We start from the raw sequence: 22,836 nt of genomic DNA on the forward strand, positions 1-22,836 counted from the left end.
GGTTTAGGAAGTTCAGCGACTGCAATAGTCGGAGGTTTACTCGGAGCAAATCAACTGGCGGGACATCCTTTGAGTCAAACAGAAGTAATGAATTTAGCGATCGCCATTGAAGGACATCCAGATAATGTTGTGCCTGCCTTACTTGGTGGATGCTGTTTAACTGCTTCGACTCCTACTGGTTGGGAAGTGTGTGATATTCCTTGGCATTCTGATATTGTGCCAGTAGTAGCAATTCCAGATTTTGAACTTTCAACAGCAGAAGCGCGACGAGTTTTACCAACAGAGTACAGTCGCGCCGATGCCATATTTAATGCTGCCCATTTAGGCATTTTGTTAAGAGGTTTAGAAACTGGTAATAGAGATTGGTTAAAAGCTGGAATGCAAGATAAAATTCACCTAAAAACCAGGATTTTCCTCAAAATAAACTACTTATGCGTAAATTTACAGAATATTTCAAATTATTAAATCTGTAGTGTACTGCTTGATATTAAATGTTCTAATAGCAAATTTTTAAGCAATAATTTCTTCGAGTTGCAATGACAAATCTAAAGCAATATATTAGCTGAAGTAGTCCAGTCGAGTACGTTATAGTGCTACGCACAAGTCAAAATTCAAAATTAAAAAGCCAAAAGCAATGCCTGAGTGAGTTTGAGCATTTATAAATTTCCTAACCTTTGCTTCGACTGCTATAGTAATTTACTCTACTTGCTAATCACTCAAAACTACTCTTTATTGCGCTATACGCAATAGTAGTGGCAGAGCCAACAGCATCTTGTCAACTGCACAAATTCTGACTATTCTAAGCAAACCACTCTAACTACCAATACCATGACCACAAAATCCTTTATCACAGTTACTGTCCCCGCAACTACTGCAAATATTGGCCCTGGCTTTGACTGCATCGGTGCAGCTCTCTCCTTATATAACAACTTAAAATTCTCTATTGCGGATAGCGCAACAGAACTCAAAATTTCTGTCACTGGCAAAGAAGCTGCACGAATCAGCACAGATAAAACCAATCTTGCCTATCAAGCATTCGTCAAATTATATGAACATCTCAACCAAATACCCCCATCTGTAGAAATAGAAATCGACTTAGGGATACCCTTAGCTAGGGGTTTAGGAAGTTCAGCGACTGCAATAGTCGGAGGTTTACTCGGAGCAAATCAACTGGCGGGACATCCTTTGAGTCAAACAGAAGTAATGAATTTAGCGATCGCCATTGAAGGACATCCAGATAATGTTGTGCCTGCCTTACTTGGTGGATGCTGTTTAACTGCTTCGACTCCTACTGGTTGGGAAGTGTGTGATATTCCTTGGCATTCTGATATTGTGCCAGTAGTAGCAATTCCAGATTTTGAACTTTCAACAGCAGAAGCGCGACGAGTTTTACCAACAGAGTACAGTCGCGCCGATGCCATATTTAATGCTGCCCATTTAGGCATTTTGTTAAGAGGTTTAGAAACTGGTAATGGAGATTGGTTAAAAGCTGGAATGCAAGATAAAATTCACCAACCGTACCGTAAGTCTCTAATCAAAGGATATGAAAAAGTTAGATTAGCTGCTTTAGATGCTGGTGCTGATGAAATGGTAATCAGTGGTGCAGGACCGACTTTATTAGCATTGACAAGTTCGCTCACAACATCAGCAGTAGTAACAGCAATGGCAGATACTTGGAAAAATCAAGGAGTAGTTACAGAAGTAAGAGCTTTAGAAGTTGACACTAGAGGAGCAATTTGTAGTTAGGTTGGTGATTTGATAGAACACGATCGCTACATTGGTATAATTGGCAAGCAAACATCAATACTTGTCCAAATCTTTCCATAAATTTAGCGATCGTCATAATTTTTTCCTTCTAGATTAGAAATATACGTCTTTGTTGAAGAAGTTGTTTCCACCTATTATATTGTGTCCGTTTAATAGTACGATAGAACTCCGTTCCGCTTTCGGTCCGAAATGCCACGCAAACGCAAACAAAAACTTTCTTCTCCTCTTTCCTCCTGAGTCCTGACTCCTTGATCGTTATTTATCAGTATTCAACCAGACATAATAAACAGGGAACAGAGAAAGGCGGTTAAACCATCAGCTCTATTCAATAAGTCAATATTTATATACCCAATTTCAATGCTACACAGTTTATCCTAATATTAAACATTATTTTTCCTAAGCAGTAATTATTTAACTTTCAAAGTCCGTAGACGATTGATCGCTGCTGCCAACTCAAAACGTCGGAAGATAGCTAAATCTGCTTGTGGAAAAGGAAGTAAAACATCCAAACCTTTAGATTCAATATCTGCCATAATAGCATCAACAACTTCTAACAATGTTCGATCGCTATCCATGTATTGTTTTTTAGCATAAACCATAGCTGCACCGATCGCCGTTAGTTGGTCTTTACTCACTAACTGTTCAACACTAGAGAGGTCAACATCCTCGCCACCAAACACCACTTCATCAACATCTCGTACTTTTAAACGCACATCTCGTCGCCCTCGACTGGGGTCTAAACTTTCTGGCAATGGTATCCGTCCTCGAATTTCGCCAAATTTTTCACCACCTTCAGGAGTACGACCAGTAACGTATTTTTCGGCAATCTCTTTAGCTTTTTCTGTAACTTCCCTAGCTCTAAAGTTTTCCATAGCAATGATTTTATCTGCCACTTCAAAATAGTCACCACTACCACCCATAACCAAAATTGTTGATACTTGATAATCAGTATATAACTGTCTTACCTTATCAATAAAAGGAGTGATCGGTTCACTATCTTTCGCAATAAGTTCTTGCATCCGGCGATCGCGAATCATAAAATTAGTTGCTGCCGTATCCTCATCTACTAACAAGACTGGGGAAGTTGTCGCAATTTCTTGAGATTCTTCAGGTCGATCATTTTTAATACCTATCTCCAAAGCTTCCATAATATTTGCAGCTTGAGAGGTACTACCACTAGCATTTTCAGTAGTAAATTGAGTAGTAGAACGATCTTGAGGCAATTGATTAATAAACGGCGAAATATCTACACCTGCAACACTACGACCATCTTCTGCCCTAATTTTCACCGCTGCTGGATCTGTCACAACAAATTCACGTCCATCACCAGGAATGTGGTTATAAACCCCTAATTCAATTGCTTTGAGGAGGGTAGACTTACCATGATAACCGCCACCCACAATTAAAGTCACCCCTTTAGAAATTCCCATGCCAGAAATTTTACCCTGATTCGGACATTCAAACTCTACTTCCAAAGATGGAGGAGACTGAAATGGCACTACATTCTCAGATGACAAAGGACGGTTGTCAACCCCGCTACGACGAGGTAAAATTGCACCATTAGCAACAAAAGCAACTAGATTTTTTTCTACCAACTGCTTCCGTAAAGAATCTGTATCTTCTACAGTTTCTACATGACGGCGACAAGCATCAGCATCTAATTGTTCATATTTGAGACTCCGATGAACAATATACGGCATATCATCACACAACATTTCTGCTGCCTGTCTTCCTAGAATACGACGACCATTTGCAGGTAATCCAGCTATTAATCGTACTTCAACACCTTTTTGAGTATTGTTTTTTAATTTTATCGGTTTTCCTCTTTGTAAAGCGGGATTTGACCCAGGAGAAACTACTTTAGGAGCTGGAGGGTCTATATTAGCCAAGTATACTGATGTTCGTTCCAGCACTTCCTGTCCCATTTTCGTAATTGCCACCATCCCACTTTTGCCAGTGCCACGCCGTCCACTAACTTCATAAGCCATTCTGTCAAATTTACGAGTTAGGAAATCTCGTAGGGCAACTTCTCTAATTGGACTTTGATAAAGTTCTGGAGGAAAAGCAGCAACTGTATAAGGCACCTGCACCCGAAGTTTACTAGGAGCGCCAAAGGGGTCTCCCTGAATATAATCAATAATTAAGGTAAAGTCCGGAAATTCGTAACTACCTTGAATATCTCTGTAAGCTTTGTAGTTACAGTTGTCTAAGTCTAAAAGTTTCTGCCTCAGAGTTTGTTGATTAGTCATTTTTCAGGTATCAGGTGTCATTTCAGTTATCAGTTATCAGTTATCAGTTCCTCTGGCTGTTAGCTCCGCATTCCGCAGGAAAGTCAAAGGCTTGAAATACTGAAGTTTATTTTCTCTTAGTCCATTGCATATGGCAAGGTTTTCTCGCCATCCCTGGACCGCTTTTTCATCCCTCTTCAAGGGACAGGAGACCTTATTTTTTGGTCACTATCAAGATTTCTTGATACTCCCCGACCTAAAGGTGCGGGGATTCTTAAGCAATCCATCCATTGGATTCTTAAAGGCATTATCAAACTGCCTCTACTGACTCCTTTGAGAGAAAATTTCAAAGTTGTCGCTACTTTTTTGAGGATATTAGCTGCCCCATTAATATCTGCATTAACCAACAAATCGTTTTGAGTTTGATAAAGTCCTCGTTGTCTTGATGCAGTCGCTCATGGGGGAAACCCCCAAGACCGCGCTGCATCGCTTAATTCGCTTACCAGATGCTTTCCAGCTTTTGGGTTTTTCACCGATAGTTGGCAGGAAGTCACCATCTAAAAAGCTAGCTTGTGAGGTGTACGATTCTTCAGTTTCAATAAACTTTACGCCGTACAATTTGCATAACTGAGTAATCCGTTCTTTCAGTTTTGCTGTAGGAATTTGTACAAACTTTTGGTTGTTTTTGCTTCCGATGTCAATGCTATCTTTTTGTCGTTTGTTCCAACCAAAAACTATTCGACCAATGCCATGTTTTAAACAATGATTAATCACTAATCTTGCTGCTTTGTTAACAGCATCGCGCATTTTCCTGTTGCGTTTTTCAGTTATGCAAGCTAGTTTTTTTGACCAAAACCCTTGAGGTTTTCCTTCTTTAATTGTCGCAATTTGTTTGTTGTACCATTGATTTTTTGACTTCAGATATTTACCATCAATAATGAAGCTTGCCCCGACATTGGAGACACAACTTAACCAATTATCAACCCCATGGTCAATGCCTAATACTTTGGCTTTATCTAACTGAGGTTGAGCAGCTTTTAACTCATAAACCCATTGTACATAAAAGCAACCGTTACGGGGTAGAATCCTCATTTCTATGATTTCTTTAAACTCAAGATTACTGGGAAATCCTAAGAAAAAACTATCAACTTTAAATGCTGCTTTCACCTTTCTTCCCAAAGGTATTTTTACTTTCCCCTTTTCAAGTTTTAAAGCTTGTTTGGGATAAGTTATAACTCCCATCTCTCCTTTTTTACGGTATTTAGGCAATTGAGATTTATCGGTTAATTCTGCTTTTTTGTACTTATTAGAAAGTTCTTTATAGGACTTAAATGCTTCTGCTACTCCTCTAAGAGTTTGTTGTGCTGCTTGAGAATACAAAAACTGATAATTACTATGGGACTTTAGCTTTTTTTCTAAGTCGTATTTTCCTGTGATATACCCCAATTTAAAATACCATTGTCTAGCTAAATAAATCCCGCAATTAATAAGTTTATTTGCTGTGATACATAAATATTCTAAAAATGGGACATTGTCTGGACTTTTAATTAACTCTTGTTGACATCCATACATCTTGATCACCTCCATATTATTATGATCACATTAAAGAATAAATGCCGGACAACTTTTTAAGGTGTTAAAATTCCTCGCTCGTTTTTCATCTATGCTTTAAAAAGACATGGCTTTCAAACTCTCGTCCTTTTTTCATAATTTAGATTTTGTATTTGATGATCGATCTTTATAGATTAGAACATATATTTAATCAGTAACCAAAAACTTTACACTAAAATTTGTAATTATGGTCTAATGATAACTATTATTTTCCAAAGTTTATATTTTTATCAAAATTTTCCATTATACTCTTGCTCAACTATAATGTCAACCCTGAAAATCAGAAAAATAAAGATAAGAAATATTTTACTACTGAGTATAATCGGATAAATTCGTTAAATTTAGTTATACTGAAAGTAAAATAAAAACTTGGGGATCAGACAAACAACCAGTCCAACTATCTAAATGAACAGCAAAAATGATGGAGGAATTCACTGGTCAAGTTTTACGCGATCGCTATCGTATCCAATCTGTACTTGGCGGTCAAACTGGTCGTAGAACTTTTCTTGCTAATGACTTACAAACAGATTCGTTGGTTGTGGTTAAGTTGTTGCTATTCAGTCCAGACTTTAGTTGGGAACATCTGAAACTGTTTGAACGAGAAGCTGAGGTACTGAAATTTCTGGAACATCCAGCTATTCCTCAATATCTGGATTATTTTGATGTGGAGATTGAGCTAGGAAAAGGTTTTGCCTTAGTTCAAACTTATATTGAGGCTAAATCCTTGTCCGACTGGATACAGTCTGGTCGTACTTTTAGCGAGGATGATATCAAAGCGATCGCCACAGAACTATTAAAAATTTTAGATTATCTACATAGTCGTCAACCACCTGTTATTCATCGGGATATTAAACCCAGTAATATTTTATTAGCTGACCGTAGTGGTAATAGTATTGGGCAAGTTTACCTAATTGATTTGGGTTCAGTTCAAACAGCGGTACATGGTGGAACTCGGACAATAGTTGGTACTTATGGCTATATGCCGCTTGAACAATTTGGGGGACAAACTACACCCGCTTCAGATTTATATGCTTTGGGAGCGACTCTTATTTATCTGGCAACTGGGCAACATCCAGATCAATTACCTCAAGAGGAGATGAGTATCCAGTTTGAAGAGCAGGTTAATCTCAGTCCACATTTAATCGACTGGCTGAAATCAATGACAGAGCCAAGTTTAGATTTAAGGTTGAAATCGGTAAAACAAGCATTAGAAGCTCTAGAAACACCCAATCTCCTAAAAAATCAGTTGACTGTTGTTACCAAACCTCACGGTAGCAGAGTTCAAGTTACGAAGACAAGTCAGGTATTGGAGATTGTTATTTTACCACAAGGTTTCGATTTAGGTGTAATCCCTAACATTTTGTTTGCATTTGTATGGAACTCTTTTCTTTTCAATTGGTATAAGGGAGGTTTTGCAAGTTGGAATTCTATTAGATGGTATATGGCTGTATTTTCAGTTGCCCACTTGGGAATAGGTCTGACAATGATTTGGAAAATTATCTCGACTTTATTTGGAACAGTCAGACTTCGTATTACTCAATCAAAAATTTCTCACTCTTTGGAAATATTTGGGTTCAGGTATTGGCTACCCCTAACTGCACCTCGACAGAATATTATAAAAATTGAACTCACCTCCACTTCATATAAAAAATATTCCGAAGAAGATGAAGAAGATGAAGAAGATATTGTTAAAGTACCTCCCCAAATTAATATTTGGGCAGGAACAAAGAAATTTACACTTAGTAATGGCATTAATGGTATGATCAATTTGACTCCCTCAGAGCTTGATTGGCTTACTCAGGAGTTAAGCTCCTGGCTAAATTTACCGATTAGCAGGGATTTTTAATAAAGAATTTTGACTCGCCAAAAGGTTAACATTTAGGAAGGTACAAGGGCTAAGTTTTGGGAAAAGATGAAGAATGCTTAGAGATTGTACTCCCACCACAAGAGAACAAGCATGATACAGCAGATTCAATGGTGAGGTATACTCCTAAGCGAGCAAGATGCTCGCACTGGAAAGATTTAATCTTTAATATCTGTACTTCATATACTTGGAATTTGCTGTAATTGCTAACCAACAACTTCCTACTTTTTCAATTCTTAGTAATTTCCAGAATACCTTTATCTCCATCAAGATTAGCTTCCACTCCCACAGGTAAAGCAGCATTAGGACCATCGTGGCCAAAAGGAAGTTCGGAAACGATGGGAATATTTAAATCGGACAAGCGATCGCGCAATACATCCTCAACAGTAAACTCTGTATTATTCATAAGGCCAGGGGAACACTGACTAAACCGCCCCAGAGCAATACCATTCACCTGCTGTAAAACCCCAGCCATCCGCCAGTGGGTCAACATTCGGTCAATACGATAAGGAGCTTCGTTCACATCTTCTAAAGCTAAAATTGTCCCAGTCAAATCTGGTTGATATTTAGTGCCTAATAAATGACCAGCTACAGTCAAATTTGCAGGCATTAAATAGCCCTTGGCCTGGCCTCCACCCCAACCATTGCCCTTTAAAGGTTCTAGGGAACGACCCTCTACCAAGTCAAATAATCGTTGAATTGACCACTCTGGTTCCGCAGCTAAAGTAGTTAATAATGGACCATGAACACAGGAAAAATTGCTAATTTTACAAAAAGTCCACAGCAGGGCAGTAATATCAGAAAAACCAATCAACCACTTAGGAGTAGGCAATGAAAAATTATTTAGGTTTGGCCAGTTTTCGAGTAAGCGAGTCGTACCATAACCACCCCTAGAACAGAGAAGACCACGATAATTTTCATTACTCATCGCTGCTACTAATTGAGCGAAGCGACTTTCGTCTGTACCTGCTAAATAACCCCACTGCTCATCATAACCAGGAGTTAATTTCACTTGGTAATCTCGCGATCGCCAAATTGCCACTCCCTTTTCAAAAGCATCTAATTCTCGCAAACAACCGCTTGGTGAAATAACTTGTAGTAAGTCACCTGGTTTTAACCAATTTTGATTTAGCATATTAAGTACGATTATTTCTATTCTGTTGTAATCCTATTCACAATTAAAATATTACGATTTCGGTCCCCTACTCTTTCATACTTCCAGTCGTCAACAGCATCCTTCGCTAAACCCACCCCCCAGCCACCAGGGTCTTTTTTTTCTAAAAGTTGTCTTAAAGTTTCCGCTGTAACAGTTTCTCTTGTTGTCGGGTCATATGGTATTCCAGTATCCTCAAGAACAATAGCGAGACTTTTGCGATCTATTTTAGCTTCCAGATATATATTTCCTTTTAATCCAGCTTCATCATAACCATGAGTGATAATATTTGTTGCTATTTCATCCACTGCTCTCTTGAATGATGCTACTCTTTTTTCTAAACCTGCTTCTGTTGCTGCTGAGGCGACATATTGACGAATTTCTTGTAAATAGTCTAGGCTACCAGGTACTTTTAAAGGTTCCATAAATACTCCTTTTTTTGAATTTTTTAGAAATAGCTTTAGTTAATTTAATTTCTACCCAGCTTCAATATTCAAAGTATCATCAAATTATAGTAAATATTCCCTGAAGAGCCACGCGATCGCCAAATTTCCACTCCCTTTTCAAAAGCATCTAAATTCTCGCAGACAACCCCTTGGTGAAATAACTTGTAGTAATTTACCTGGTTTTAACCAATTTTGATTTAGCATATTATTAGTCAGGGAATAGGGAATAGGGAATAGGGAATAGGGATGAATAATATCATATCCGTTGGGGCGCATTTGTGTAAACCCAAGCGTGAATATATAAATATATATAGGAAATTTAAGTTTTTTTCTTGCTGTTAACTTAAGTTTTCCTGCCTATTCCTTCTTCCTTCTTCCTTCTTCCTTCTTCCTTCTTCCTTCTTCCCTCTTCCCTCTTCCCTCTTCCCTCTTCCTTCTTCCTTCTTCCTTCTTCCTTCTTTTACCAAAAAATTGGGTTTAAAGCCTCGCCCATAAGCGGGCGACTTTTTAGTTGTTTTTTTTTAACAAAAATGTTATCATACTGTTAGTTCAGATAGGAATTATGAAAGCTAGATTTAAGTATCGTATCTATCCAACACCGGGACAAAAATACCGAGAGCGCAAAGCTCTTTGGTTGTGTCCGTGTAGTTTGGAACGATAGTTTAGCTTGTTGCAAACAAAAGTATAGATCGGGAGAAAAGAAACCCAATAATTCTCAACTACAAAAACAGTTTATCACTCAATCGAAAAAGACTGAAGATAGAGAATGGTTATCAGAAGTTTCTGCTATACCATTGCAGCAATCTTTAAATGATTTAAACCAAGCTTATCAAAACTTTTTTAAATCAACTAAAGGTCAACAGAAAGGTAGACCTATTAAACCTCCTAAATTCATGCATTAGAAAGTCAAAGCAAACTGCTAGGTTTACACTCGTGAGGATTTAAAGTTGGTCAACATAAAGTTTATTTAGCTAAGATTGGAAAGCTGAAAATAGTATCGCCTGTGAGAGTTACCTGCTCCTCCATCATCAGTAACAGTAATCAAAGATTCAGCTCATAGATATTTCTTGAGTTTTGTAGTAGAAATACAACCAGAAATTTTACCTCAAACTGATAATTCAGTAGGTATAGATTTAGGTATTAAAACCTTTGCTACATTTAGCGATGGTACAAAAGTTGATGCTCCTAAGCCACTGAAGAAACGAATTAAGAAATTAAGAAAATTAAGTAAGTCATTATCTAATAAAACTAAAGGTTCTAAAAGGTATGAAAAAGCACGGGTTAGAATAGCTAAATTCCATGGCAAACTGAAAGATACAAGAACAGACTTTCTACATAAATTATCCACTGAAATAATTCGTGAAAACCAAACAATTGTTTTAGAGGACTTGAATGTTTCTGGTATGGTAAAAAACCGTAACCCACCCCCATCCCCTCCCGGGAGGGGAGCAAGAGGGGTGGGTATCCGATTTAGGATGGAGACAATTCAGAACATTCCTAGATGGAATTGCTGAAAAATATGGTCGTGATTTTAGAGTAATTAATCGCCCTTGAGCCTACTTCTCAAATTTGCTCAAATTGTGGCTTTAAAGGTGGCAAGCTAGACCTGAAGGTGCGAGAATGGGAGTGCCTCAACTGCGGTGCAAAACATGTTCTTAGACGAGAATGCAGCAATAAATATATTAGTCGCGGGCGGGCAGTCCGAGACGTTAAACGGACGTGGAGGCAAGTGTAAGACTACTGCCAAAGTAGCAGCAGCCAGTGTTAGCGGAGCTTTGCGCCAGCAAAACGTCAACCCACCGAGGAGTTACGGCTCGGTAGGAATACCCGCGCCTTTAGGCCGGGGAGGATGTCAACCAACTCTATTCACAACTAAAATATTACGATTTCGATCGCCCACTCGTTTATACATAAACTTATCAACACTATCTTTTGCTAAATATACTCCTAGTCCACCCATAGGGCGTTTATCTAAGGCTTGTTGTAAAGTTTCTTCTGTTACAGTGTTTTCTTGAGTAGGGTCATAAGGTATGGCTGTATCTTCAATATAAACAGTTAAATTTTGCTCATTTATTTCTGCCTGTATAGAAATATCCCCTGCTAAACCAGCTTCATCATAGCCATGAGTAACAATATTTGTTGCTATTTCATCTACTGCTAAACGTAATTTATATGATGCTTTTTTTTCTAAACCAGCTTCTTTTCCTGCCGACATAATATACTGACCAATTTTTCCTAAAGAGTCTAGGTTACCTGACACTATTAAAGGTTCCATAATGCTCCTTTTTTGAGTTTGTTTTAGTAATAATTTTCTACGCACCGCTAACATTGTAATATCATCAAATTGTGGCGCATCATCCATATAATTCAATAAATTATCTTTAATGCGTTCCATCAATTCTGAGGCAGAAATAGCAGGTTTTTCTACTATTTCTTTTAGCCTATTATCTGTAAATAACTTTCCCTCGGGAGATTTGGCCTCAGTTACTCCATCAGTATAACCTATTAATATATCTCCCATTTCTAACTGAACCTGCTGAATTCCAAACTGCATATTTGGCATCATTCCTACCGCAGGCCCAGTAGAAGTTAATGTTTGTTTTATTATACCGTCTTGATTAACAACAAATAGTGGTTCATGTCCTCCATTAATATAGCTGAGTATACCCGTCTTCGGATCTAGCATCCCAAAAAATAATGTGGCAAACATACTCATTTGCCAATGTTTTTCTGCAACGTAGTTGTTTGTGAGACGAACAGCTTGAAGGGCATTCAGATGAGCTAAGTTAGTTGCATTTGACTCGCCTATCCAATCAGAATTTTTAGGTTTATGTGCTTGAAGTATAGGAGCTGCAGTTCCTCGGAATTGAATTTCCCCAGAAAAGATGCGAATTAGACTGCGGAATAGAGCCATAAATAATGCAGCCCCTACTCCCTTATCACAAACATCTGCAATTACTAATCCTATTTGATTGTTATCAAATGTAAAAGCATCGTAAAAGTCTCCGGCCACTTGCTTGGCGGGATGAAAACAGGCAACTATTTCCCAATCATCCAACTTAGGAATATCGTAAGGAAGAAAGTCTATTTGAATCTGTCTACCCTTTTCCAATTCATTGTCTAGAGCTTTGGAATAAGTATCTAGTTGCCCATAAAGTCTGGCATTTTCTAACACCAACCCTATGTGTTCGGCTATAGCTTGCATTGACTCTGCCATTCTCGAAGTAAAATGATTTGTTTGAGAATGCAGCAAGGTAATGATACCAAGCAACTCTTTTTTGCCATTGATAATTGGAACACCCAATGCTGAACGAACTATATAAGGTTGATCGGGTAAAGTCAGCCAGCGGTCATCTTGTTCAGTATCTGTAATTAATCCTAGCTCAAGGTTGCGACTTACCCAACCTGCTAACCCTTTATCTAAAACATTACCAATTAATTGAGTACGTTGCTCGGGAGTTACTTCAGTGCGAGTCAGAATAGCATCTATAATTTTTCCAGATGCAGGATCTAGTAAAAATAAACTTCCTTTCTCAGCATTACAGGATGCGTCCGCACAAACATCTAAAGTTTTTTGTAAAGCTCCTCTAATAATTCCTCCTGGTGAGCAATGACACCCTCTTGTGACTTCTATCAGTACCTTTTGAGCGAGTCGGAAAGCCACCATTTCATCTTGAAGTTTAGTCATTTCCTGACGTAGTGAGTCTATTTCTGCTCTCAAGTTTTCTTCTGTAGATACCATTGTTTATAATATCCTTAGCCTTATTTGTATAGAGAAGCTAGTTAGGGCTTGCTGAATAAAATTTTAATCAATACCTGTAAAGGCTTCCAGGGCTAAATATTGCTGAAAAAGTGCAAGGTTTTTGGTTCTTTTGGTCTCAAAATACTCATATTTTTCCCTTGACAATGCGGAAAATTTTGCCGTAACAGATACTCTAAACTATTGCTTTTCGGAGCTGTTCCCTGTTGCCTATCATCACCATCGGACTTTTTCAGCAAACCCTAGTTACAAATGAGCGAGAATTGACAGGGGTTAAATTTATGAGCAATTTTCCCTTCTGCCTTCTGCCTTATTTCCATGTACGGGCGAACAACCATTCGCCCCTACTGCTGACTATTTCTTCAATGGATAAATTTTATTCAAATATTCTCTATCTTAGCTGCATCATATTCATCCAGTAAATAAATACTTTGATCGAAACCTGTTTTCTTGATGGTATCCAGCACCATTTCTTGAACACCTACCATATAAATATCAACACCTGTTCCCATTTTTTGTTTAGAGAAAATCAATACCCGTAGACCCGCACTTGCCATATATTCTAGGTCATTCATCATCAAAACAAGTCTTTTCGGGTTTTCGGCGGCTGCTTCCTCTACTTTTTCCTTAAAAGCTGGAGCTGTAGACCCATCTAGCTCTCCAGATAAAGTTATTTTGGCGATGCCGTTTGTTGTTTCTAGATTTGCTGTAAAAGCCATAATTTTCCCTTATTTATTAATTGTTTATTGATTTGGTGGTAGGCGTTGGTGATTTGAGGTATGATATCATGTCCGGAGCAGAGGGCGATAGAACTTCATTCCGCGCTCCGCGACCAAAAAACTTTCTCCTTCTACTCGGGGTTTCTTCTTCTTTCTTCCCTCCTGACTCGGTCCTCCTGGCTCCCCTCCTGGGAGGGGCTGGGGTGGGTTTACTCCTGAGTAATTAGGGCTTGCTGATTAAATCTAAAAGTCTTTACAGATAAAGGTTGAGCGCATTTTTAAGTATCAAAAAGTGCGAGGTTTTAGGTGGTAATGGTTCAATTTAGGAGCGAATTTTGGTCAAGAGTTGGGCAGAACAATCTTGGGACAAAACGCCCGCTCCTACCTCCTCGCTCCCGACCCATTCCTCCTGTCTTCCCCTCCCCTACTGGGAGGGGTTAGGGGTGGGTTGTCTCCTGTCTCCTACCCCTACTAAAAGACTTTCCATACGCAAACCCTAATTAAGATTAATATCATACACGCGCTTCACCAACGCCCGTGGTAATTTCACTACTGAGTTATCTTTTTGGTCTTTCTATCATATCATTCCTGACTTATTTTCCTATCAGAATAACTACTGAGCGATCGCCAAGTAATAACCCATGCTGATTTTCCAAAACAGGTTCTTTACCAGTTTCCCAAACATCTTCTGGCGATGGACAGGCAGTATTAGCAAAAACGTGCCACTGCATTCCTTGTGGCAAACCAGGAATTTCAAACCAAAGACTTTCCCAGTGCATATTCATTGCGACATAAATATAGTTATCTGTCTGTTTTCCTTCTTTAGCGTGTTTACCACAGAGCATAAAAGCAATAGTACGGCAGCTTTCAGACCAATCTACATTCCACGCCTGAGTTCCATGCCAAGTAATATCCGCATAACCACTACCAGTATAATCTTGATTTCTGAAATGGTTACGATTTCTTAATACTGGGTGTGCTTTTCTAAATGCAATGCAGTTTTTCACAAATCTAAATAACTCAGCATTAGTTTTGAGAAATTCCCAGTTAAGCCAATTCAGCTCCGAGTCATGGCAATAGGTATTATTATTACCATATTTACTACGTCCTATTTCATCTCCCATCAGCAACATAGGTACACCTTGACTAACCATCATAATTGCGATCGCATTTCGCATCTGACGGCTACGCAAAGCATTAATTCCCTGGTCATCTGTCCAACCTTCTGCCCCACAGTTCCAACTTTCGTTATCATTAGCACCATCGTTATTATTTTCGCCATTAGCTTCGTTATGTTTCCCATTGTAAGAAACCATATCGGCCAAAGTGAAACCGTCATGGGCGGTAATAAAATTAATAGATGTGGCAGGAGCGCGACCTTGCCAAGAATATAAGTCTGGGGAACCTTGTAATCTTTGTGCCATTTCCCCTACAGTACAATCACCTTTAATAAACTTGCGAATTGCATCGCGATACTTACCATTCCATTCTGCCCAACGTCCAAAAGCTGGAAAAGAACCCACTTGGTATAAACCCCCTGCATCCCAAGCTTCTGCAATCAATTTACAGTTAGCTAAAATTGGGTCAAAAGCGAGAGTTTCTAAGAGTGGAGGATTTGACAATGGCGCTCCCCAGGGGTCACGACCGAGAATTGAAGCCAAATCAAACCGGAAACCATCAATATGATATTCACTTGCCCAATAGCGCAAACAATCTAATACAACACCACGAACTATAGGGTTATTACAGTTAATCGTATTACCACAGCCACTAAAGTTATAGTAATAACCTTCTGGCGTTAGCATATAATATACCTTATTGTCAATACCCCGGAACGAAATAGTCGGACCGTTTTCGTTCCCTTCTGCTGTGTGATTAAACACAACATCTAGAATTACCTCAATCCCATTTTTATGCAGTTCTTTAACTAGAGTTTTTAACTCATCCATCTGCATCCCTGACTTGCCTGTGGCTGCGTAACCTGCTTTCGGGGCAAAAAATCCTACCGTACTATAACCCCAATAATTGTAGAGCATTTCTCCTGTAATTGGGCTGGGGCGAGAATTTTCAAATTCATCAAATTCATAGATAGGCATCAATTCTACTGAATTAACACCCAACTCTTTGAGGTAGGGAATTTTTTCGCGGATGGCAGCAAATGTTCCGGGATGTTTGACTCCAGAAGAGGGATGAGCGGTAAAACTACGAACGTGCATTTCATAGATAATTTGATCTTCTGGTGGAATTTCTAGAGGGCGGTCATTTTCCCAGTCAAAATCATCATAAGCAATTCTAGCTCGATGTTGATAATTGTCATCCCAGTTAGGAAAAACTCCCCAAACATCGCGACCTCCTATAATCTTAGCGTAGGGGTCCATGAGAATTTTATTCTTGTCGAACCATTGGCCTTCCTGGAAGTTATTCGGTCCGTCCATCCGGTAGCCATATTCGATATTTTCTATATCCAGGTCGAAGACAATCATACAAAAAACGTTCCCAATTCTAAATTCTTCAGGAAAGGGAATTTCTACCATTGGTTGGAGAGCGCCTTTTTTAAACAAGACCAATGTACAGGATGTAGCATTAGAGGAGAATATAGAAAAATTCACTCCTCCAGGCACTAGAGTTGCACCGAATGGAAAGGGTTTCCCACTACGCAGTTTCAAGTCACCGTGACTGTGGGTAGGATGAATATCAATACGATCTAATTCCATGACTTTTGATTAATATGAAGGGAGAATAGGTTGTAGGTTTTAGATAAGCTAAAAAGCATTTAGATTTTATATTTCCTATTCCTTTTCACAAAAATTGGATATGTACTTTAAATGCTAAACAGCTTAACAAGATTTTACCGAATAATTAAGGTTTAAAGTCGACCCTTTAAAAGGGAAAAAAAGACAAAATTTTCCTTTGAAGGAGAGGTAATAATTAGGGCTTGCTGATTAAATCTAAAAGTCTTTATAGATCAAGGTAAGTGCCTTTTTGAGTATCAAAAAGTGCGAGGTTTTAAGTGGTAATGGTTCAATTTAGGAGCAGATTTTGGTCAAGATTTGGGCAGAAAAATCATTCTGACAAAACGCCCGCTCCTACCTCCTCGCTCCCGAGCCATTTCTCCCCTCCTGGGATAGCCCCGCGGGTCGGTTGTCTCCTGTCTCCTGTCTCCTCATCCTACTAAAAGACTTTTGAGCGCAAACCCTAATTATTAATTAATAATTATTAATTATTAATTATTAATTATTAATTATTAAACTACTGCCTTCTTCAATTTAGTGTTGCCATTCCTGACTCAACATTTTCAGCAGTTGCAAAAAAGTCTAGAAACCCAGTCACAGACATAGTATCTTGAAGTTCTTCAGAAAGCCCCACTAATACAACTTTTCCTTCCTTTGCTGTTGTTTGTCGGTACAAAGATAGTAATGTGCGCAACCCTGCACTAGACATATATGGCACATTGCTCATATTTATCAGAATTTTGCACCCAGGAGTCGCTAGGGGGAGAATTCCTTCTGAAACTTTAGGTGCTGTACTAGCGTCAATATCCCCTGCTAGTTCTACTACTGTAATATTTTCTTCTATTGTTCTAATATTAATTTCTATTGCCATTTGATTTAGTGTAATAATACTCAAGTATTTTAGATATGGGTTGGGTTGAGGAAAGTTTGTCTAGGACAGACTAATGCCAATGTGGAACGTCTCCATTAGGGCAGCTTATCCACCAGGATAAGGAGAAAACCCAACACAATAAGGTATTATACAAGTATTATACTAAATCCGATTATATAATAATGGGGGGAGTATGGGAACCCACCCCTCGCCCCTCCCCCTCCCAGGAGGGGAATGTGGGGAGATGGGGAGGCAAATTTTCACCTTTTCGCCCTCCCCTATTCTATTTCTCTAGCTCCTGAGTTCTGTACGTCGCCAAAAGGAAAGGTTAGGACAGTTCAGAAGTTTAGAACTCAGACAAAGTCAGGACTTACCCAGAGACTCTACTTATGGCGAGGGCGAATTGCTCCGCAACATATAAAGCGGAGCTTGGCGGAACGCCAATGCTATTCGCCCCTACAGATGGTGGTTAAAAAGTCGATTTGCGTAAGTCCTCAAAGAAAGACTTTCCCTTCTTCCTTCTTCCTTCAGGAAGGTTAGGAAAGTTCTAAACTTTTGAACTCAGACAAAGTCAGGACTTACCCAGAGACTCTAGCACGTCTAGCTTTGGAATGTGGGTAAGTTTGAGAAAATGAATACCTCTGCCAACCCCCCTTTCTAAGGGGGGATAGGGGGGATCGGAGGGTTAGATTTTACTCACAATTTTAGTCTAGACGCGCTACTACTTATGGCGAGGGCGTTTTGCTCCGCAACATATAAAGCGGAGCTTGGCGGAACGCCAATGCCATTCGCCCCTACAGATGGTGGTTAAAAAGTCGATTTGCGTAAGTCCTGAAAGTAAGACTTTCCCTTCTTCCTCCTTCCTCCTTCCTTCTTCCTTCTTCCCTCTTCCTTCAGGTAGGCACAATATTTACCTTAACTTTCACCCTTTCTTTCGTATCAGGCAACTTGACACTCAGTTTCTCCGCATCAAAATCACTGTAGGGTTGACCATCAATTTCGACAGAGCCAATTTTAATACTACCTGGAGGCAGAATATCTGGCGATACCCGCAGGATATTATCAGGGAAACCACCAGGAATAGGTTTAAAGTAAAAATCCATTGGTTGCTTGGTAACTAGGAGATTAGTATAAACAGCCGCGAGGAAACATAGCTCTGTAGAGTGATAACCACTCATGGAGTGAGACCCCTTACCCCGTTCGTTACCACTTGCCAAGAAAGGAATACCATTAGCAAGAACATTGAAATAAACCCCACCATCTTCTGTATCGAGGAACCAAGCATTGTAAAAAGCAGCAGCTTCCCGCGCTAACCGATGATATTCTGGCTCTCCCAAAACTCCTGCGAGAATATAATAAGCTAGAATAGACTGCTCTTGTTGCCACCAAGCTTTACGGTCGTGCCAAACAAAACGGTGGATTTTTTCGTCTTCACTTAATACTCTTTCCACCACATCATACCAACCACCTCGTTGTTGGTCGCTGCCTACTGCTGGCATAAGGCCGGCAATTTTCTTGGCCAGATCGACATAAGAATCTTTGGCTTTGAGACTATTCATCCGCATCAAATTCCAGGCAATTTTCATATTGTGACCAACTACTGCCCGGTTTTGCTGCCATCCCCAAGTATGGTCTGGACTCCAGTCTTCAAAGAATTTTTCATTGACAAAGGGAGAATTTTCGTAGTCTGGGAACCGCTTTTCAATAGTGTCAAAGGTATATTCGAGCATATCTGCATATTCTGGTTTTTCTGTTGCTAACCAGAGATTAATTAAATATGCTGGTGCGTGGTCGCCCACTGAGTTCCAGTTTTTGGTGCCTTTGTTCCGTCCTAATGATTCGCTGAGGGGGTCTAGGGTTATGGGGTCTAGGTGAGAGTAGTAACCGCCGCGATCGCTCTTATCCAGGTAGAAGTCGTTGAATAGTTTGATGGTTTTTTCGGTATCGTCCATGATCCGAGGGTCGCCATTAAGTCGATATGTTTGTAATGGTCCTGCCAGGGCGTAAATTTGTTCGTAAGCAGGAATAGCATCGTAGTCATCGCCAAATTCTGAAGCGAAGATTTTTTGTTCCCGCTCTCCTTGTACGTCAATACCGTGATACCAATAGACAATACCTTCGTCTAGGTCTACAAACCTCATGTGGTCTCGCAGATATTCGGTGCCTTTTTCTGCTGCTTCTAGAAAAATTTCTTCCCCAGTCATCATATAAGCAGTTGCCATCCCGTAAACCATCCGGGAAATAGTATCAGTTTCTTGAGAGAAGTTTACCTGAGATTTTGCACCGGATAGACTTAGGGTTGTGCGATAGTTGCGGTAGTCAATTTCTTCGTCGCCAAACTGAGCTTTGACATAAAAATTAGCAAGGGAACGCACCTGGTCTACCCACCAGTTTGGTTTCTCAAAAACGTAGTCGTCTGCTTGGCGACCGACAAATATAATTTGTTTAGCTTCAAATATGGAACTATCTGGGAAGAAGACTCCGTATGTAAATATATACCGACCAGGTACTAACATTGACCGCATGGAACCTGTAGCATCTGGGTATGCTTCGTCTAAGTTTTGTACGAGTTTGGCATAAGATATCGGACTTAGTCTGGCTTGAAATTCTCTGCCGTCTGTTGTTTTGATACCAAAAATATCTGTTTCTGAGTCGTATTTGGTAACATATCCTGCTATTAGGTCAGAAAAGCTAAATTCTATTTGGGTACTCATTTTGGATTATCTTTAACTGTGTTTACGAGTTTTTTTGTATAAAATCGTTCTTAGAAACCTACGATAATCTATATAAATCTATAATTATCTGTTTCATTCCTGCTTCTACCTGGCAACGTCGGCGCCTGTCCAGTCCACAAGCTGACACGGACGGTTCGCGCTAGCGTTGCGGAGCAAACTGCCCGCCATAGCTAAATTTAAGCTAGCATTCAACTCTCGAGTACAACTGAAACCACAATGCTCACAATTGAACACTCTTTCAGACAAAGATAGAGAGTTTTTAACATTCTGTTCTTAACCCCCAATTCCCCTTCTGGGAGGGGGAGGGGCGAGGGGTGAGTCTCCCATTCCCCTGATCCCTATCTTTAACTACATAATATAGATAGCTATCAAATGGGTTCCATATTTAGAGTGACAGGTTTTAATTTTTGGTGGTGGTGCATTTTCATTATTTTTATCCTCTAATTTAATCCTAAATCTTGAGGTAGCACTTACCACTTACCACCTTCTTCAATATTAATTCTTAAGCCTCGATCGCTTCTACAAATTTTTCCATAAATTCATCTGTTACACCTGGATGTTTGGCTGTGATTAAGTTTCCATCTATCACTAAATCTGCTGTTTGATCTCCATCAAATATTACATCTGCTCCAGCATTTTCTACATCACAAATAATGTTATGAGCGCAGGTGACTTTTTTATTTTTAATCATTTCATTGTCGGCACAAAATAGCCATAAACTATGGCAAATTGCTCCTAATTTAACATTTTCAGTATTGACAGCTTTGCGAAGAAATGCTACTGCTGGCGCTTGGTTTGGTTCACCTTTTTTAGGATTTACCTGATACCTCAATCTATCCATTGCATAAGCGCCAATACAAATTATCCCTTTATAGTCTGAGGGTTTAACATCATTAACTTCTGTAGAAACAGTAACTTGTTCTCCAACAATATTATTTTCTGGGTTAGAGCCAAAATGTAATTCTTTATTACCCCATAAATGAGTGATATATTCTACTTCATAGCCTTTTTGAGGGAAAAATTCATTAAATTTTAGATATTCTGTAGGATCAAAATGGTCTTCTATTAAGACTCCAATTTTACCTTTTGTCGCGGTAGCCATTCTTTTTTACTCCTTACTCTTTACAAAGTATAATCAAACAATGAATCTACTAATGAATCTACTAGGGATAACATTATCGTCATTGATTCTATCGTTATCATAAAAAAATAGCTATTGAGGTGCTATTTTGGCTTTAAACTCAGATGTAATAACTCAGTCTCTATAGAGCCTAATTCTTTTTCTGCAAAAATTATAGTTAATAGGGAGCTGGAAATTATTATAGCGCTTCTGTAATTTATGAGATACAGTTTTAGATCCTCCCCTGCCCCCCTTAAAAAGGCTATCCATTACCCACATCTTTCTTAACATAAAGCTTGACAAAATAGATGAGTTATGACTAAGTCTTGGCTCGGCTTTTTCGGGATAAAAAATGTATTTTCCCATACATTTTTTTTTGCTACTTCAGTAGTTTTACTTAGCTACTATGATTTTTTCTCCCTTCTCCCCTGCTCCCTGCTCCCCTTCCCCTCCTGGGAGGGCTTAGGGGTGTTTCCCACAAGGGTTTCAATACTTATGGGTAAGGGATAGCTGAAAAAGGGGGGAGGTTTCAAAGTCCTCCTTTTTAGGGGGATGCGCGGGGGATCGTAAATGTACCTCATCATTTATCAGAAATGCTATATCAACTCCCTTCAGTTTAACTATCTAATTTTTTTCTTATGTAGTAATTAACTTCAGAAGTTCTGCTGCTGCAAATACATCACGATAGAATGTTAATTGCTCAGTTTTTAAGTAGCAACCACCTCTGTGACCGCGACGGACCCAAGTCACATTTCCCTTGGCAATGGTTTCGTTGGTTTCGAGATCCACACTTTTCCACTCGAAGAATGTATGTTCTCCAGAAAACATCACAATAGGCCAACACATAATAACTCCTGGTTGAGAAATCAACGCCCACCAATGCTGTTCCCTTTCTTTTTGTTCCTCTAGACCAGAATAAGGTCCATCTTGGCACAAATAAACTAAATCTTCTCGATATTCAGCAGTTAAAATATCACCGCGTCCTTGTCTCAAAGCTTCACAATGAGTAGGCCACCACTCTTTATTTTCTTTCTCTATTTGTTCTAATGTGTAGTCAGCAGTTATCTCTGGTAATGTTGCTTCTTTCATGGCAATGATTTTTTCGGCATCGGCAATCATTTTTTCGGCAACATCAGCAGCTACTGGAATAGCTCGGGAATAATCTGCTGTTAGGTCTTTGTAGTAACTTGTGCGCTTGCTCATAATATCTAGATTTGTAGTTGTTTTTTCACTGGTTGAAACAAAATTGCTCGGCGACGTGAGCGATCGTTAAAGAAACCACACTTTCTCGTTTCTCGTAGTTATAGAATTGTGCTTTCTTTGTTCCTGAAGATATTAGTAGATTTTTCGATCTACCCTAATAACGATTAACGATATTTATGATTATGCGGACGGGCCTAAAATTTCATTCAGAGCGCCAAAGCAACCTGCTGCTTTATTAAATCCTGCATAAACACAGGTGAATAATAGCAACTCCTCTATTTCTTCACGGGTAGCTCCCTGTTGCATTGCCATATTAACATGAGCGCCAAAAGGGTTTCCCGGACCTACATGATCTTGATTGACTACATCAATTGCTATTGTAATCAAAGCTTTGGTTTTTTGGTCTATGAGTGGTAGACCCCATGCTTCACCTGCTACACGAGTACAAAAGTCTCCAAATTTGGGGTTGATCCCATTTAAGCCTTCTTGCAGAGCTTTGTCATCTAGGACTGCGTTTTTGTATTCCATAGTTTATCCGCTTAATTTTTCCCACTTGCTATGGTTTTTTGATATTTGTTTCAAGACTGTGTTTGTGTCAGCGTTATAGAGCAATATGGCGTTAGCATT

20 protein-coding genes are annotated in these 22,836 nt (G+C 39.3%); 6 read left to right on the forward strand and 14 right to left on the reverse strand.

The genetic code is table 11. From position 1 onward, the window contains the following. A partial coding sequence (locus F6K15_RS18430) for a homoserine kinase (RefSeq protein ID WP_293063063.1) occupies positions 1-465 on the forward strand: 465 nt, incomplete at its 5' end. A 363-nt stretch (positions 466-828) separates the two neighbouring features. Next, positions 829-1,746 (forward strand): homoserine kinase, encoded by a 918-nt coding sequence (thrB, locus tag F6K15_RS18435; RefSeq protein WP_293063064.1) that lies wholly within the window; start codon positions 829-831, stop codon positions 1,744-1,746. A gap of 428 nt (positions 1,747-2,174) precedes the next feature. Here thrB and F6K15_RS18440 read toward each other — a convergent pair whose 3' ends face one another. Together F6K15_RS18440 and F6K15_RS18445 are read right to left on the reverse strand one after the other, a co-directional pair. Then, positions 2,175-4,016 carry an ABC-ATPase domain-containing protein gene (locus tag F6K15_RS18440; protein ID WP_293063065.1) on the reverse strand — a complete coding sequence of 614 codons (1,842 nt, stop codon included), beginning with the start codon at positions 4,014-4,016 and terminating at the stop codon, positions 2,175-2,177. 378 nt (positions 4,017-4,394) lie between these two features. After that, positions 4,395-5,567, reverse strand: a complete 1,173-nt coding sequence (locus F6K15_RS18445) for a transposase (protein ID WP_293063066.1) — start codon at positions 5,565-5,567, stop codon at positions 4,395-4,397. A 457-nt stretch (positions 5,568-6,024) separates the two neighbouring features. Here F6K15_RS18445 and F6K15_RS18450 point away from each other — a divergent pair, with 457 nt between their 5' ends. After that, the gene (locus F6K15_RS18450) at positions 6,025-7,452 is read left to right on the forward strand and encodes a serine/threonine-protein kinase (RefSeq protein ID WP_293063068.1); all 1,428 of its coding nucleotides are present in this window, start codon (positions 6,025-6,027) and stop codon (positions 7,450-7,452) included. 247 nt (positions 7,453-7,699) lie between these two features. Here F6K15_RS18450 and F6K15_RS18455 read toward each other — a convergent pair whose 3' ends face one another. The 3 genes from F6K15_RS18455 to F6K15_RS18465 form a co-directional block, all read right to left on the reverse strand. Next, the gene (locus F6K15_RS18455) at positions 7,700-8,605 is read right to left on the reverse strand and encodes an LD-carboxypeptidase (RefSeq protein ID WP_293063070.1); all 906 of its coding nucleotides are present in this window, start codon (positions 8,603-8,605) and stop codon (positions 7,700-7,702) included. Between the two features lie 17 nt (positions 8,606-8,622). Next, a complete protein-coding gene (locus F6K15_RS18460; protein WP_293063072.1) occupies positions 8,623-9,048 on the reverse strand; it encodes an ATP-binding protein in 426 nt (141 codons plus the stop codon). A gap of 359 nt (positions 9,049-9,407) precedes the next feature. Next, positions 9,408-9,536: a hypothetical protein gene (locus F6K15_RS18465; protein ID WP_293063074.1), complete on the reverse strand. Its 129-nt coding sequence runs from the start codon at positions 9,534-9,536 to the stop codon at positions 9,408-9,410. A 123-nt stretch (positions 9,537-9,659) separates the two neighbouring features. Here F6K15_RS18465 and F6K15_RS18470 point away from each other — a divergent pair, with 123 nt between their 5' ends. The 3 genes from F6K15_RS18470 (at position 9,660) to F6K15_RS18480 (ending at position 10,804) form a co-directional block, all read left to right on the forward strand. Next, on the forward strand, positions 9,660-9,971 hold the full coding sequence (locus F6K15_RS18470; RefSeq protein ID WP_293063118.1) for a helix-turn-helix domain-containing protein: 312 nt from the start codon (positions 9,660-9,662) through the stop codon (positions 9,969-9,971). Between the two features lie 165 nt (positions 9,972-10,136). Next, positions 10,137-10,583 (forward strand): transposase, encoded by a 447-nt coding sequence (locus F6K15_RS18475; protein ID WP_293063075.1) that lies wholly within the window; start codon positions 10,137-10,139, stop codon positions 10,581-10,583. Positions 10,584-10,636: 53 nt separating this feature from the next. Next, positions 10,637-10,804 (forward strand): hypothetical protein, encoded by a 168-nt coding sequence (locus F6K15_RS18480; protein ID WP_293063119.1) that lies wholly within the window; start codon positions 10,637-10,639, stop codon positions 10,802-10,804. A gap of 117 nt (positions 10,805-10,921) precedes the next feature. On the opposite strand, the gene F6K15_RS18485 is transcribed toward F6K15_RS18480, so the two are convergent. The 9 genes from F6K15_RS18485 to F6K15_RS18525 all read right to left on the reverse strand — a co-directional run bounded on the left by F6K15_RS18485 (position 10,922) and on the right by F6K15_RS18525 (position 22,737). After that, the gene (locus F6K15_RS18485; protein WP_293063076.1) at positions 10,922-12,811 is read right to left on the reverse strand and encodes a SpoIIE family protein phosphatase; all 1,890 of its coding nucleotides are present in this window, start codon (positions 12,809-12,811) and stop codon (positions 10,922-10,924) included. Positions 12,812-13,209: 398 nt separating this feature from the next. Further along, a complete protein-coding gene (locus F6K15_RS18490) occupies positions 13,210-13,548 on the reverse strand; it encodes an anti-sigma factor antagonist (RefSeq protein WP_293063077.1) in 339 nt (112 codons plus the stop codon). 593 nt (positions 13,549-14,141) lie between these two features. Beyond that, positions 14,142-16,262 (reverse strand): glycogen debranching protein GlgX, encoded by a 2,121-nt coding sequence (gene glgX, locus F6K15_RS18495; protein ID WP_293063078.1) that lies wholly within the window; start codon positions 16,260-16,262, stop codon positions 14,142-14,144. A 547-nt stretch (positions 16,263-16,809) separates the two neighbouring features. Next, positions 16,810-17,151 (reverse strand): anti-sigma factor antagonist, encoded by a 342-nt coding sequence (locus F6K15_RS18500; protein WP_293063079.1) that lies wholly within the window; start codon positions 17,149-17,151, stop codon positions 16,810-16,812. A gap of 893 nt (positions 17,152-18,044) precedes the next feature. Continuing rightward, a complete protein-coding gene (locus F6K15_RS18505; RefSeq protein ID WP_293063080.1) occupies positions 18,045-19,865 on the reverse strand; it encodes an AGE family epimerase/isomerase in 1,821 nt (606 codons plus the stop codon). A gap of 105 nt (positions 19,866-19,970) precedes the next feature. Then, the gene (locus F6K15_RS18510; RefSeq protein ID WP_293063082.1) at positions 19,971-20,132 is read right to left on the reverse strand and encodes a hypothetical protein; all 162 of its coding nucleotides are present in this window, start codon (positions 20,130-20,132) and stop codon (positions 19,971-19,973) included. Positions 20,133-20,388: 256 nt separating this feature from the next. Beyond that, a complete protein-coding gene (locus tag F6K15_RS18515) occupies positions 20,389-20,988 on the reverse strand; it encodes a DJ-1/PfpI family protein (protein WP_293063084.1) in 600 nt (199 codons plus the stop codon). A 654-nt stretch (positions 20,989-21,642) separates the two neighbouring features. Further along, the gene (locus F6K15_RS18520) at positions 21,643-22,209 is read right to left on the reverse strand and encodes a hypothetical protein (RefSeq protein ID WP_293063085.1); all 567 of its coding nucleotides are present in this window, start codon (positions 22,207-22,209) and stop codon (positions 21,643-21,645) included. Between the two features lie 180 nt (positions 22,210-22,389). After that, positions 22,390-22,737: a carboxymuconolactone decarboxylase family protein gene (locus F6K15_RS18525; RefSeq protein ID WP_287276254.1), complete on the reverse strand. Its 348-nt coding sequence runs from the start codon at positions 22,735-22,737 to the stop codon at positions 22,390-22,392. Positions 22,738-22,836 lie beyond the last annotated feature (99 nt).

It is taken from the genome of Okeania sp. SIO2B3, assembly GCF_010672525.1.
Lineage (GTDB): Bacteria > Cyanobacteriota > Cyanobacteriia > Cyanobacteriales > Microcoleaceae > Okeania.